Origin of the sequence: Paraburkholderia caffeinilytica (assembly GCF_046030355.1) — a bacterium.
Taxonomy (GTDB): Bacteria; Pseudomonadota; Gammaproteobacteria; order Burkholderiales; family Burkholderiaceae; genus Paraburkholderia; species Paraburkholderia caffeinilytica_B.
This window is the reverse complement of record NZ_JAQQCQ010000033.1, coordinates 67,905-81,624: the sequence shown is the minus strand read 5'-3', so window position 1 is coordinate 81,624 and position 13,720 is coordinate 67,905. Positions and strand designations below refer to the sequence as shown.

Genomic DNA, 13,720 nt, shown 5'->3' with positions numbered 1-13,720 from the left:
AGGCGCAGCCGATGGCCCCCACGGATTGAACCAAAGCCCCTTGTTTCCCATGCAGACCCATCCGCGACGCACGCAGTGCGGAGTGGGAGCTGACGAGTCCTTTGTCACCAGTGCCGAATGTGCGAGAGCACGGATTCCAGATGCACCACTACCCGCGGCGGACCACGATGCCCACTTAGCATTAGCGGTTTGAGCCGCTTTCTTTGCTTATCTTTCTTTGCGGCGGCAAAGAAAGTAAGTGCCTGCCCCGCACAGGGGCGAACGCTAATAGACCAATAGCAATTCAAGGAAAGGCCAACGCCGCAGGCAAACAGCCGAACAAACACCGCACAGGCAAACAAAACCAAGCAAAACCCAACACCACAAGCAACCAGAAAAACCCTACACAAACAAAAAACCCCATAAAAAAACCCAAATTCTATGTGACCATACCCTCACCCCAACCCGCACGGAGTGCAAATAAAAAAATGCAACAACCCGACCCACTCCACCCTCTGCGTCCCTTCCTGAAAAACTTCGTGTGGGAACACGGCCACATCGGCACTCGCTACATCAACTGCGTCACCGGCGAACTCGCCTTCGACGACGGCAAAAAATCCCGTTTCGCGGCAGAAAAATACCTCTACATCCCGCTAGACAAAGACGCCACCGACGACCCACTGGCCACCGGCCCCTCAACCCAGGATGCCGCTCTCGCCCGCTTCCTCCGCGCCGCGCAACTCGGCAAACCCGAAGAAGCCGGTTCCGCCGCGGAAGTCCAACGCGCCGTTCACGATTGCCTCGACCTGGCAATCTTCAGCGCCTATCAGCACGATGCGCACGAGGCCGTCGACCACTACACGCAGGAAGCGATGTTCGACGACGAAATCCGCGCAGCGCTCGTTAGCGATATTCGCCGGGTCTATGGGCCCATGCGCGAACAACTCGCGCTCTACGACTTCACCGTGCTGCATGGTCTGCCCACGCCGCTTCTCTTCAGCGATTCACCCTTCATCGACTGGCGCGTGCGCGTCAAGCCGGCCATGCCGTTCGTCTCGCTGCCGCTCGGACCCTATGCACTGCTGGTCGGCACGCCGTCAGGAAGAACCAGCCGCGCCGCACCCGTCGCGTGGAAAACCGCCGTGTCGATGGGCGTGCTAAAGGATCACAATCGCCTGATGGCCGAGCGCGCCCGTCTGTGGATCGTGGCCACCACCGACGATCAACTGGTGGCCATACAGGATCGCTTCAAGAAAGACGACGCATAACCGGCTGCTGTGCCCTGCCTATCTTCACGCCTCGCGGCGTGGATGCGCCTCGGGGGTAAACGAAAAGGCCAGATGGCCGATTTCGATACCCATGGTGTTGATCATCGGCGGCGCACGGAAGGCTTCCAGTTGCGCGCGTTGCTCAGGGCTGCCGATATCAAGCCGCGCGAGCAGTTCGGCAACGATCGCGTACAGCACGCCGATGTTGCCGTCCTCCACCTTCACCGCAATGCCGAGTGCGCCATCCGCGCCGAACTGCGCAGTCTGCCGGGACGCGCGCACGCCGATTGCGTAGCTGCCATCCGCGCCGACCTTGCCGACCAGCGCGCCATCGAAAGCCCGCATCAACGCGGTACAGAAACGTCCCTCGCCTGCCACCCACTCCGGATGCGCCGTCATCGCACGATAGATGCGTGCCAGCGCAATAGTGCGTGGCGAAAGGGAAGAAGGAATGGATGAAGAGCCTGCAGAAGAAGACAATGTCGCGTCCGCCGCGGCAGCGAGCTTCGCGAACAGTCGGGCGAGCCGGTCGAGGGCGAACGCCGGCGTCGGCAGATTGCAACCGTCGATCGACCATTGCACCGCGTCGTCCGGCAAGTCGCATACCTCGGCGACGGTATGCTTCACGCGCACCTGTAGCGGATGCTCCGGCAGTTCATAACCCTTTACCGTTGCGCCGATCGAACGCGCCCCGGCCAGCATGCCGGCGTGCTTGCCCGAGCAATTGCTGCACACGGCGTCCGGTTTGAAATCCCGCTTCAGCCAGTCGACATAGACCGCGTCGGACAACGGTGGATGGCCGCCGCAACGCAGATCGGCTTCACTGACCTGCGCCTTCGCCAGCATGTGCCTAGTGCGTTCGATGTGGCGCGGCTCGCTGCTGTGCGAGGCGCACATGAGTGCGAGATCGGTTTCGTCGAAGCCGAAACGCTCGAGCGCGCCAGTCTCGATTACCGCCAAGGCCTGCGCGGGCTTCGCGGCGGAGCGCGCCAGCGTGATGCGCGACGGATCGCCAAATGAATACAGCAGACGGCCATCGGCCTGCACCACCGCGACGTGGGCAATATGGGTGTTCTCGATCGCTTCGCCGCGATAGACAGTCGCCGCAATCGGCCCGGTTTCATGCAAGCTCATGGTCGTTCTTCTCCTTATCGCGTGGCTCGTCGCGATCGCTATCCGTCATGGTGACGCGAGCGATTCTACGTTCGTCTTTCGCGCAATCCAAATCGCCGCTGGCCGGCCACGGTATGCGCGCGATTGGCATGGCCCGCTGAACCGCTGGACCGCTGCTCAAGCCGCTTCGTGAATATGCTCGACAAGATAATCGATCAGCGCCCTCACCTTCGGCGGCAAGAAGCGGTTCGGCGGATACAGCAGCCACACCGACCCTACGTAAGCGCGCGCTTCGAGATTCCAGTCCGGCAGCACCTGCACGAGTTCGCCGCGAAGCAATGCATCGGTGGCGGCAAATTCAGGCAGGTTCGCGATGCCGAAATCCTGCTGCGCGGCTTCGAGCCGCGCGCCCGCATGATTGGCGATGTAACGCCCTTTCACGTCGACGCTTTGCGTTTCCGTGCCGCGGCGAAAGCGCCAGCGGTTGTCGTCGGCAGTTTCGCCGAGATAGATGCAATCGTGCTTGAGAAGATCGCGCGGCTGCGCCGGCGTGCCGCGCTCACGCAAATATGCCGGCGATGCAACCAGCAGCCAGCGCACGGTCCCCAGCCGGCGTCCCGCGAGGCCTTGCGGAGGGTGCTCGGTCAGGCGGATCACGAGGTCGACATCGTCGGCGAGCGGGTCGACGTCGTGATCGGTGAACAGCAGTTGCAGGTCGACTTCATCGTAGGTGCGCAGAAAGCCTGGAATCAGTGGATGAATCACGGTCTTCGCGAACGCCGTGGGCGCGCTCACGCTCACTTTGCCTTGTGGCCGCGCGGCCAGTTGCCCGGCTGCGTCAACCGCGCCCGATGCGGCGCTCAGCATGTCGCGGCAAAAACGCGCCACCTGGGCACCGGATTCCGTGACCCGCACCGTGCGCGTGGACCGTTCGAGCAGCCGCGTCGCCAATGCGTCCTCGAGCCGTTTGATCTGACGGCTGACCGTGGACGGCGTACTGCCGAGCTGACGTGCGGCCACGGAAAAATTGCCGGCATCGACGACGCGCGCGAAAACCGCCATGTCCGGCAGCAACGCAAAAAGGTCGGTTGGGTTCATTGTGAGGCGCCCGCGGGGTTTGAGCCAATTGATGCATTTCCGACATAAATGCTATGCACGGCGACCCGATTATCGCCCTCCAAGCAAAGTTCGACAATACGCGCTCATCTGCTCGAGGCCCGCCATGTCGAAACAAGAACGCCTTTTGTTGCTCTCCGATCTGATGCTGCTCGCGGTCGCCGTGGTGTGGGGCACCAGTTACGGTGTCGTCAAAAGCGCCCTGGTGTTCTATCCGGTTCTCGGTTTGCTGGCGATCCGCTTCGGCCTCACCTTTGTGATCCTGTCGCCCGCCTTGCGCCATTTGCGCGCTACCGATGCCCGCACGCTGCGCGGTGTGCTGATCGCAGGCGCCCTGTTGCTCGGCATCTTTCTCTGCGAAACCTTCGGCATTCTGCTGACGCGCGCGGCCAATGCGGCATTTCTGATCAGCCTGTGCGTGGTATTGACGCCGCTCGTCGAATGGTGGCTCCTCAAGCGCCGGCCGAGTCGCATCGAATGGGCGGCGGTTGCGCTTTCGCTGTTCGGCGCGTGGCTGCTGGCGGGAGATGGCGCGCTAAGTTTCAATCCCGGCGACGCGCTGATTCTGCTCGCCGCGCTGCTGCGCGCGCTGAATGTGTGCGTGACTAAACGCGTGATGCGCGACTCCGCGTTGCCGGCTTTGTCGGTGACGGCGGTTCAGTCGGGCGTGGTGGCATTCGGCAGCGCGGCGGTGGCGGTACTGTGGGCGCCGCAGCAGTGGCAGCCGCTGCCGTCACTCGCCGGGCATGCCATGTTCTGGGGTTACATCGGCTACCTGGTGATCGCGTGTACGTTGTTCGCTTTCTTCGCGCAAAACTTCGCGATCAAACGGAGCAGTCCAACGCGCGTGTCGTTGTTGATGGGCAGCGAACCGGCTTTCGGCGCACTGTTCGCCTGCCTCTGGTTAGGTGAACGGATTTCAACGGCGGCCTGGATCGGTGGCGCGTTGATCGTTGCAGCATCGATTCTCGCGACGGTGCGATGGACCGCGTTGCGTGTGAGTGCGGCGGAGGCTTAGGGAATTTCCGGAGCCCACGCCGGCCGCTCCACACGCACCGGCACGACTAGCGCGACGCGACCGTGCCCCGCTCGCTCACGACCTCGCCATGCTGCAAGACATACGCGAGGCGCTCGCCCTGCCCGGTCAACACACCGATATCCTTGAGCGGATCGCCGTCGACCACCAACACGTCGGCAATTGCACCAGCTTTGATAACGCCGAGCTTGCCGCTCCGTTCGACGATCTCCGCCGCGATCGTGGTCGCCGAACGCAACGCTTCGAGATTGCCGAGCACCTCGGCGCGAATGCGCAATTCGTCGCTCTGGAATGTCTGCATCTCGCCTAGCAGGTCCGAACCGAATCCCATCGGCACACCGGCATTCGCATAGATCTGCAGCGAATCGCGCCCCGCTTGCCGCACAGTCTCGATCTTGGCAATCGACTCGGCAGGCAAGCCGTAATCGACGCCGTGTCTGGCCAGCGCATCGTAGGTGACCAGGGTGGGCACGACGAATGCACCGTGCTCGCGCATCAGTTTCGCGGCGGCTTCGTCGACCAGGTTGCCGTGCTCGATCGTGCGCACGCCACAGCGAATCGCACGCGAAATCGCGCGGCCGGTGTAGGCATGCGCCATCACGTACGTATTGGCCGCTTCCGCTTCGGCGACGATCGCCCGGATCTCGTCCTCGGCGTACTGCGTGTTGCTGATCGGATCGGTCGGCGAAGCGACACCGCCGGATGCCATGATCTTGATCTGCGTGGCGCCCTTCTGAATCTCTTCGCGCACGGCGAGCCGCACTGCATCGACCCCATCGACCACCCGCGCAATTGCCCCGGCACGAAAAGCGCATGAGCAAGGTTCCAGCACGTCGCCCCGCGGACGGAAATCGCCGTGGCCGCCGGTTTGCGACAACGCCTTGCCCGACGGGAAAATACGCGGCCCCGGAATCAAGCCGCTCTCCAGCGCTTGCGTCAACCCCCAATCCGCGCCGCCCGCATCACGCACTGTCGTAAAGCCGCGGCCCAGCATCGCTTTCAGAATCGGCAGCGCGCGAATCGCGGTCAGAATATTCGGCTGCGTCGCATTCACACCGAGGTTCGCGCGCGAAGCCAGCACGTGCACGTGACAATCGATCAGGCCGGGCATCACCGTCTTGCCGCGCGCGTCGATCACACGCGCATTCGGCAGATCGACAGGACGATCGGTGACTTCGACGATATGGCCGTTTTCGATCACGACGTGGTGATGTTCGAGCAACACGCCCTGGGACAGATCGAGTACGTTGCCGCCGCTGATTACCGTAATGCTCATTGATATCTTCCTGACTGGATGAAGGACTCCATCCGGCTTTCGTTCGCCGGACGCACTGCCTCAGGCGTGGCTACGGCGCGGATCGCGCACATAGAACGTGCCGACGAGGCTGATGGCCGCGGCGATCATCACGTAGATCGCGGGCGCCATATTGCTACCGGTCGACGCGATTAGCCACGTGATGAAGAACGGCGCGAAGCCACCGAAAATCGTCACCGCAAAGTTGTATGCGACGGAGAGACCTGTCGACAGCACCTTGGTGGGAAACAGTTCGGAGAAAGCCGCGAGAATCGGACCGGTGTAGGCGGCGATCAAGAGGCCGAACACGCCCTGAAACACCGTCAGCGAAGCGAGCCCTGGCGCGCGGTTGATGTAAGTGAACATCGGCCATGCAAGCAACAGAATCAACGCGGCTGCGCCGGACAGAAAACGGCGGCGCCCGAAGCGGTCAGCGAGTGTGCCGACTACCGGCGAGAAACACATAATCATCAGACCGCCGAACATTCCGGCAAAAAAGCCCGTTGATTGCGGCAGATGCAACGTGCGCACCGAATACGTCGGCATATAGAACAGCAGCACGTAGGTGCACACCGTCCACAGAATCACCATCGAAAAGCTCGCGAACGTCTCACGCGGAAAGCGGCGGAACACTTCGGCTAACGGCGAATCGCTTTTGGCCTCTTCCGCCACCGCGCTGAACGCCGGTGTTTCGTCCATGCGGCTACGAATGAAATAGCCGACCGGTCCGATCAGAATGCCGATCAGGAACGGCATTCTCCAGCCCCATGAATGCAACGCCTCGGCGCTCAGACTCGACGTTACGAAAGTGCCGACTCCAGCCCCCAGCAGCACGGCAAAGCCGATGCTCGACTGAATCCAGCTCGAATAGAAGGCGCGCTTGCCTGCCGGCGCATATTCGGTCAGGAACGCGGTGGCGGTACCTATCTCGCCGCCGGCCGAAAAACCTTGCAGCAAGCGCGCGACCACGATCAGCACCGGCGCCCACAGGCCGATCCGATCATAGGTCGGCGCGAGGCCGATGAGCGCGGTGCCGGCCGCCATCAGCAGAATGGTCAGCGAGAGCGCCGCTTTTCGACCGACTTTATCCGCGTACACGCCGAGCACGATGCCGCCCACCGGTCGCATGAAAAAACCCACGCCGAACGTCGCGACGGCAAGCAGCAGCGAAGTCAGTTCATTGCCGGTCGGAAAGAACAGCTTGGCAATGATCACCGCGAAAAAACTATAAACAGTAAAGTCGAACCACTCCAGCCCATTGCCGAGCACGGTGGCGATAATGGCGCGGCGCCGCTGCTGCGCGAGCGCATCCACGGACATCGCGACATTGGATGAAAGCGTTCCTTGCATGGTCTCTTTCCTCATCAGGCTGCTTGTGCGGCTACGCATGCGGCCGCTACGGGGCTATGGGTCCGGCGAGCTTCTGTCAGCAAGGCGGTGCGTCGGAATCGAGCGGCGCCTTTGCATGCATAAAGCCGATCGTAGAGAGACCTGATTTGTTTTCGAAACGAAAGATTCGCATGCTTGCATGCGCGTGGCGCATGCGAAACGCCATCAGGCGACGGGCGCGTTGCTCGCCGCCGCGAGCGTTTGGCCGCCCGCCTGTCCGCCTGTCTGCGCCTCTGCCTGCTCGAAAAGCCAGCGCGTAAAAAGACGCGCCGCCTGATTCTCCGCGCGGTCGTTCGGCGATACGACGTAGTAACCGCCGCCGTGGCTAGCCGACGCGCGCGTGGCGCGCACCAACAGCCCCTCGTTCAGACACGCATCGATCATGTGACGCCAGCCGAGCACGACACCTTGACCGAGAATCGCCATCTGCACGAGTTGCGGATAATGATTGATGACGACCGACTGCGGGGAGCCGGGCATCTGCACATTGTTGAGACGGAACCATTCGGGCCACGACATCCATTGCCGCTGACCGTCTTCCTGCATCAGCAATGTTTCGTGAGCGAGATCGGCGGGCTCCAGCACACGGCCGGCGAGATATCCGGGTGAACAGACCGGGTACACGTCTTCGTCGAAAAGACGGCGGGCGGTGAAATGCGGCTCGGCGCGCTGGCGGATGTAGTACAGACCCACGTCGAATTCGGCAGGCGACAGCGAGGCTAACCCGTCGCGCACGATCATCCGGATCTTCACGTTAGGATGGGCGGCGCGAAATGCACCCAGGCGCGGCGTGAGCCACAACACCGCCACACCCGACGAACACGCGATCGTCAACTCCAGATCGCCGTATCGCTTCATCACGTCGAGCGTGGCTTCAGAGCAATTGGCGAGCAGCCACTGCACGTGCTTGGCATATCGTTCACCGGCGATCGTCAACCGCAGGGCGCGATGCTCGCGCACGAAGAGCGCGCGGCCGAGGAAGTCTTCGAGCTGCGCAATCTGGCGGCTGATCGCGCTTTGCGTCAGGTGCAGTTCTACGGCCGCTTTAGTGAAGCTGGCATGGCGCACGGCCGACTCGAATGCGATCAGGCATTGAAGCGGCGGTAAAGGGGCGATCCGCATGATGAGGGTGACCAAGTGAGCTTGCCACCATCATAGCGGGTCGAGGCACACGTCAAATCATGCGTGCGATGTCGCTCGCAACTGCTCGATTCCGGCCGCCAGCGCCTCCATCAATGACTCGGCGCCAGCGCCTCTTCCCGCTCCAGCGAGCGCGTTCGCTTGAGTTCCGGAAAAAACCGCATCCACAGCACGGCAACGGCAATCGTCGCGATGCCGCCTACCAGTACGGCCGGTTGCGCGCCCCACCATCCTGCCGTCACACCGGATTCAAATTCGCCCAGTTGATTCGACGTCCCGATGAAAAGCGAATTGACGGCGCTGACGCGCCCCAACATTTCGTCCGGTGTACGGAGTTGCACGAGCGACAGGCGCACCACCACGCTAATGGTGTCCGAGGCGCCCAGCACCACGAGCGCAAAGAGCGATACAAAAAATTGATGCGACAGGCCGAACACCACCGTGGCTGCGCCAAACGCAATCACGCCGCCGAACATCGCAGCGCCGGGCCGATTGCGCAGTGGGAAATGCGCGAGCCAGATGGTGCCCGCGAGTGCGCCAATAGCGGTGCCCGAGCGCAACAGGCCGAGACCGAGTGGCCCCGTGTGCAGGATGTCGCGTGCAAAAACCGGCAACAGCGCAGTCGCGCCGCCGAACAGCACCGCGAACAGATCGAGCGATAGCGCGCCGAGTATCACCGGCTCCTTGCGAATGAAAGCGATCCCTGAGAACACCGATTCGAGCGTCACCGGTGCGCGGCTCGCCAGTCTGGCCTGCAACGGGATGGCCCACACGGTGGCAGCGGCGGCCGCGAACGACAGCGTGCAGGCGAGGTAAGCCACGCCCGGACCGACGCCGTACAGCAGGCCGCCCAATGCCGGACCCGCGATCTGGGCCGACTGATTCGCGGAGGTGGCCCACGCCGTCGCTTTGGGCAATTGATCGCGTGGCACGACGCCCGGCAACAGCGACGCAACCGCAGGCGACTCGAAGGCCCGCGCCGCGCCCACGCATGCGGCCAGCACATAGATGACCGGTGCGCTAATCCAGCCGCCGAAGGTGCCGAAGGCGAAGAGCAATGCAGCGACGCTTTCGAGGCTTTGACAGATGGCCGCGATCCGGCGACGGTCGTAGCGATCGGCGACATGGCCGACCACGAGCGTCAGCACGAACATCGGCAGAAATTGGGCGAGACCGACGAGGCCCAGTGCGAAGGCGCTATGCGTCAGTGCGTAGATGTGCCAGCCCATTGCCACGGCGAGCATCTGGAATGACAGCGATGAGAGGATACGGGTACACCAGAAACGTTGGAAGGCGGGGTGTTTCGGCAAACTGAAGGCTGGGCCGCCGCTGGGATCGGCTGGGGCTGGGGGCATTGGTTTCTTGCTCTCTACTAAGCGGGCTTGGGCGGCAGGTAGTGTAGAGCAAGTTTGTTTATTTGGTTTTTACGCTTCCGCGGCGCTTTCTTTTTGTAAGGCTGCGGGACCGCGGGAACACTGGATAGAACAACGGCCCACCCCTTGCCCGTACTAATCGCAATCCCATACCAAACGGCACAAGACCATGCAATCTTCCGCCGACTCCGATTCCGTATGCTGGCTATGCAGCGACTAACCACCGCTGGCACAGCTCGCTGCTCTCTTTCAACGTTGGAGAAATCGTATGGCCGATTATAAAACCACCACTCTCGTCGCCGGCGCATTCGCAGCCGCCCTTGCTGCCATTTCGGTCACCCCTGCGAGCGCGCAGGAGTTCACCGATGCACAGAAGAAGATTCAGGCGGAGCACACCGCCCTCGTCAAATCCGGCAAGGTCGAACCCTGTTTCGGCACCGCGCTGAAAGGCAAGAACGACTGCTATGCCGGCGCTGGCACCACCTGCGCCGGCACGAGCAGCGTCGACTATCAGGGCAACGCCTTCAGGCTGGTGCCCAAGGGAACCTGCACAACCATCTCTACGCCGAACGGAGCCGGCAGCCTGACGCCCAAGGCCTAAGATCGCTCAGTGGCCGGGCACTGTCACGCCCGGCCAGGCTGTTCTAACCGCAACAATAGCCCGCTATGTCAGAGTCATTACTCCACGATACCCAACGGCACCTGCCTCAGCGCGCCGGGGTTGGGCTTAAAGCTGAACATTACCGCACGATCCTCGAATCGAGGCCCGACATCGGCTTCTTCGAGGTTCACGCCGAAAACTATATGGGCGCGGGCGGCCCGCCACATCGCTTTTTGTCGGCCATACGCGAGTCCTACCCGCTGTCCCTTCATGGTGTCGGCCTGTCGATTGGCGCAGACAGTCCGCTGGATGCGGAGCACCTCCGACGGCTGAAGGAACTGATCGCCCGGTATGCACCGGGGATGTTTTCCGAGCACCTCGCCTGGTCCAGCCACGACTGCGGCTTTCTCAACGACCTGCTGCCGCTCCCCTACACGACACACAGCCTCGCCCGCGTCGTGGACCACATTGACCAGGTGCAGGAAGTCCTCGGCCGGCAAATGCTGCTGGAAAACCCCTCGACTTATCTGGCCTTCGAGGAAAGCACCTATTCGGAGACCGATTTCATCGCCGCCATCGTTCAACGGACGGGATGTGGTCTTCTGCTCGACGTCAACAACGTGTACGTTGCCTCGATCAATCAACAGTGGGACCCCGTGTCCTATATCGACGCGTACCCGCTCGCGGCCGTGCAACAGATCCATCTGGCCGGTCACACGCAGGAGGCCGATGAAAGAGGTCGTCCGCTTCTTATCGATACGCACGACCGTCACGTCGCAGACATCGTATGGGAGCTGTTCGCACACACGATTCGCAGGACAGGCCCCCTTCCCACGTTGATTGAATGGGACGCCGACATACCCGACTTGCCAACGCTCAAAGCGGAAGCCGGGCAGGCCGACGCCATCATGCGGGCAGCCACGCAACCGGCACGTGTCGACGTCATCGCCAGGCGGCCTCAGTCCATCGTTACGCAGCATCAGATCACAGAGGTACAGAGAATATGATTAAGCGGCAAGTACTCGTCTATTACGCGTGGAGTCGACCCGGCGAGAACGGTGCGCCTCTCCACGTGATCGAAGACCGATTTCCCGCGCTCTTTGAGAGTCGCAGGATGGGTTTCCCGAGATTCAATGAGTTCTCAAATCCGCATGACTTTGACCAGAGCATCGCGGGTTTCCTCGACCACATCATGAAGCGCAACTTCACCGCCTTCGTCGATCTGGCAGCGGCGCTGACGGGTCAGAGCGTAACGGAGGTCGAGCGTGTCACGGACGAGGGAAAGCTCACGCCACTGGATGCGCGCCTTCTCAACGGCGTCGACACGCTGATCGTCATCAGTTTCGATTCGCTCAGGACGGTTCAAACGGCGGAAAGCGGGGAAGTCGAAGCACTCCAGGCGTTCCTTGGACAACCCGACCATCTGGCCTTTATCTGCCCGCACCACGACATCGGCGATGTAGCGGACCTCGCTGAAAGCGAGCAGTTGCCACGTCAGATTGCAGAATTCCAACATCACGGCGACAAGACGATTCCGCCCCGGCAGCAGTTTGGCGGCTTCGCGCGTTCGCTCCTCGCGGGGCTCGGCGTCCCGGTGGAAAACCGCTTTGGACTCCGGCCAGCGCCCGAAGCAGACGGATCCCCAGTGCCGATCGAGGCCGATAGAACGCGTGATCGATTAGGTTTGCTTCAGAGCGTCAGCACGTTCAATCTGCATCCGCATCTGCCGCAGCTTGAACGTCTCGGCGACGCTGTCGACAAACTCGACGTCCTCGCCCGTCAGCGAATCGACCCCGCCGCCCCGCCGCATCCTTTCACACGTGATCATTCGACATTCGATGCCCTGCTGCAGTCTCGACCGGACACGTTTGCCGGCACCCTGCTCGTTAGCGATACCACGCTCTGGAGTTCGACCGCCGGCGGTGTCGACAGCCTTCGCGAGCTGTGGACGAATGTCGTTCAACGCCCGCACCGGTCGTGAGGGCGCCATGACACGCGCAAACTCATCTCGAGCGTCCGCCGGTCAACTGGGTGGTACAGCCTACCGCCCCGCTTTGAACGCTGATCGTCTGGCCGAGCGCCAGAGGAACTTCGCTGCGGCGCTAGTGGATCCGGAGATGCCTGTGCCTCGCGGCCTTGTCGGCCCCGATCGGATGCCGAGCGAAACCCGCTTCAACGTCTATCGGAACAACGTCGTAGTGGGCCTCGTCGATGCGCTGAAGGCAGCCTTCCCCGCTGTATGCCGCATCGTAGGCGATGAATTCTTCGCCGCGATGGCCCGCATCTACGTCGCGCTCGAACCGCCGAAGTCACCCGTCATGCTCGACTACGGTGAAACGTTCCCGGATTTCATTGCAACATTTGAGCCGGTGCAGCACGTGCCGTATTTGCCTGACGTCGCCCGACTCGAGCGCGCGTGGGTCGAGGCCTATCACGCCGCAGAGGCGCTGCCGATCGATCCGGCTCTGCTAGGGACGATCGATCCCCAGAGCCTTCCGAATATTAGCTTTACGCTGCATCCGTCAGTACGCGTAGTACGGTCATCTTTTCCTGCTGTTCAGATATGGCTGATGAATAGCGACGGCGGTGTGCCTGTCGCAGTCGACATCTTCAGCGGGGGCGAGAATGCCCTTGTCGTGCGCCCCGTTGCTGAGGTCGAGGTTCGCCAGGTGCCTGCCGGCGCCGCGACTTTCATCACGAGCCTCGCCGCCGGAGCGTCGGTTGCGGATGCGACGACGCTTGCACTCGGCGAAGAGGCGGGTTTCGACCTGGCCGGCGCGCTATGCGATCTGTTTTCGATCGATGCGATCGTCGCCTGGCATAGGCACGACAGCTCTGGTTCCACACTTACATCGAGGTACGTATGAGTCAGTTCAGCGCCCCGGCGAGCGGCCGCTTCGACCTGCTGATTCGCACGGTTCTGGCGAAAATCCAGGCACTGGGGTGGGTTCTCGCGCCGCCCATGCTGCGGATTGCTCTCGCTCTTCCGTTCTTTCGATCCGGTCTCACTCGATGGGATGGTGTCCTGTCTATTTCGCCGGCAACGCTCTTCCTGTTCGAGAATCAATTCAAACTTCATATCTTCGGCGGCGCCTACGGTTTCCCGGCGCCTGACACGGTCGCATTTCTCGTCGCCATAGCGGAAATAACGCTTCCGATTCTGCTTGTGGCAGGGCTCGCGACCCGCTTCGCGGCACTCGCTCTACTACTCATGACAGGGGTGATCCAATTGGTATTCCCTGACGGCTGGGCGAATTTCCATCTCTATTGGGCGTCGCTCGCCGTTGGCATCATGGCGCTCGGTCCGGGACGTCTGTCGCTAGATCGCCTGATAGACCGCGAGTTAGGTCCACGGGATATTTGAACATAGCGTCGACGTCATTGCGTTTGCCCACCTGCAAGGTCAGTTAC

General features: G+C 61.9%; 13 protein-coding genes. 7 read left to right on the top strand and 6 right to left on the bottom strand.

Annotated features, from left to right (window positions below; translation table 11 throughout):
• The first annotated feature begins 467 nt into the window (after positions 1 to 467).
• Positions 468 to 1,247 carry a hypothetical protein gene (locus tag PQQ95_RS33335; RefSeq protein WP_408445793.1) on the top strand — a complete coding sequence of 260 codons (780 nt, stop codon included), beginning with the start codon at positions 468 to 470 and terminating at the stop codon, positions 1,245 to 1,247.
• Positions 1,248 to 1,271: 24 nt separating this feature from the next.
• On the opposite strand, the gene PQQ95_RS33330 is transcribed toward PQQ95_RS33335, so the two are convergent.
• Both PQQ95_RS33330 and PQQ95_RS33325 read right to left on the bottom strand, forming a co-directional pair.
• Complete coding sequence (locus PQQ95_RS33330; protein WP_408445780.1) at positions 1,272 to 2,381, bottom strand: asparaginase; 1,110 nt, start codon at positions 2,379 to 2,381, stop codon at positions 1,272 to 1,274.
• Between the two features lie 156 nt (positions 2,382 to 2,537).
• A complete protein-coding gene (locus PQQ95_RS33325; protein ID WP_408445777.1) occupies positions 2,538 to 3,458 on the bottom strand; it encodes a LysR family transcriptional regulator in 921 nt (306 codons plus the stop codon).
• Positions 3,459 to 3,582: 124 nt separating this feature from the next.
• Between PQQ95_RS33325 and PQQ95_RS33320 the strand changes: the two genes are divergently transcribed.
• Positions 3,583 to 4,494 carry a DMT family transporter gene (locus PQQ95_RS33320; protein ID WP_408445775.1) on the top strand — a complete coding sequence of 304 codons (912 nt, stop codon included), beginning with the start codon at positions 3,583 to 3,585 and terminating at the stop codon, positions 4,492 to 4,494.
• A 46-nt stretch (positions 4,495 to 4,540) separates the two neighbouring features.
• Here the strand turns inward: PQQ95_RS33320 and PQQ95_RS33315 are convergent, their stop codons facing one another.
• The 4 genes from PQQ95_RS33315 to PQQ95_RS33300 form a co-directional block, all read right to left on the bottom strand.
• On the bottom strand, positions 4,541 to 5,788 hold the full coding sequence (locus PQQ95_RS33315; RefSeq protein ID WP_408445772.1) for a metal-dependent hydrolase family protein: 1,248 nt from the start codon (positions 5,786 to 5,788) through the stop codon (positions 4,541 to 4,543).
• Positions 5,789 to 5,848: 60 nt separating this feature from the next.
• Entirely contained in the window at positions 5,849 to 7,156 is a 1,308-nt protein-coding gene (locus PQQ95_RS33310) for an MFS transporter (protein ID WP_408445769.1), read from the bottom strand.
• 204 nt (positions 7,157 to 7,360) lie between these two features.
• Positions 7,361 to 8,317, bottom strand: a complete 957-nt coding sequence (locus PQQ95_RS33305) for a LysR substrate-binding domain-containing protein (protein WP_408445791.1) — start codon at positions 8,315 to 8,317, stop codon at positions 7,361 to 7,363.
• A 110-nt stretch (positions 8,318 to 8,427) separates the two neighbouring features.
• Entirely contained in the window at positions 8,428 to 9,690 is a 1,263-nt protein-coding gene (locus PQQ95_RS33300) for an MFS transporter (protein ID WP_408445767.1), read from the bottom strand.
• Positions 9,691 to 9,976: 286 nt separating this feature from the next.
• Here PQQ95_RS33300 and PQQ95_RS33295 point away from each other — a divergent pair, with 286 nt between their 5' ends.
• From PQQ95_RS33295 to PQQ95_RS33275, 5 genes are all read left to right on the top strand, one after another.
• Positions 9,977 to 10,309 carry a BufA1 family periplasmic bufferin-type metallophore gene (locus PQQ95_RS33295; protein ID WP_408445714.1) on the top strand — a complete coding sequence of 111 codons (333 nt, stop codon included), beginning with the start codon at positions 9,977 to 9,979 and terminating at the stop codon, positions 10,307 to 10,309.
• Between the two features lie 65 nt (positions 10,310 to 10,374).
• Positions 10,375 to 11,316, top strand: a complete 942-nt coding sequence (gene bufB, locus PQQ95_RS33290) for an MNIO family bufferin maturase (protein WP_408445764.1) — start codon at positions 10,375 to 10,377, stop codon at positions 11,314 to 11,316.
• A 65-nt stretch (positions 11,317 to 11,381) separates the two neighbouring features.
• Positions 11,382 to 12,290, top strand: a complete 909-nt coding sequence (locus PQQ95_RS33285) for a hypothetical protein (RefSeq protein WP_408445762.1) — start codon at positions 11,382 to 11,384, stop codon at positions 12,288 to 12,290.
• Positions 12,262 to 13,176 carry an HvfC/BufC N-terminal domain-containing protein gene (locus tag PQQ95_RS33280; protein ID WP_408445759.1) on the top strand — a complete coding sequence of 305 codons (915 nt, stop codon included), beginning with the start codon at positions 12,262 to 12,264 and terminating at the stop codon, positions 13,174 to 13,176. Before PQQ95_RS33285 ends, PQQ95_RS33280 begins: the two co-directional genes overlap by 29 nt.
• Positions 13,173 to 13,673, top strand: coding sequence for a DoxX family protein (locus PQQ95_RS33275; protein WP_408445757.1), 501 nt, complete (start codon positions 13,173 to 13,175; stop codon positions 13,671 to 13,673). The genes PQQ95_RS33280 and PQQ95_RS33275 overlap by 4 nt, the downstream gene beginning before the upstream one ends.
• Positions 13,674 to 13,720 lie beyond the last annotated feature (47 nt).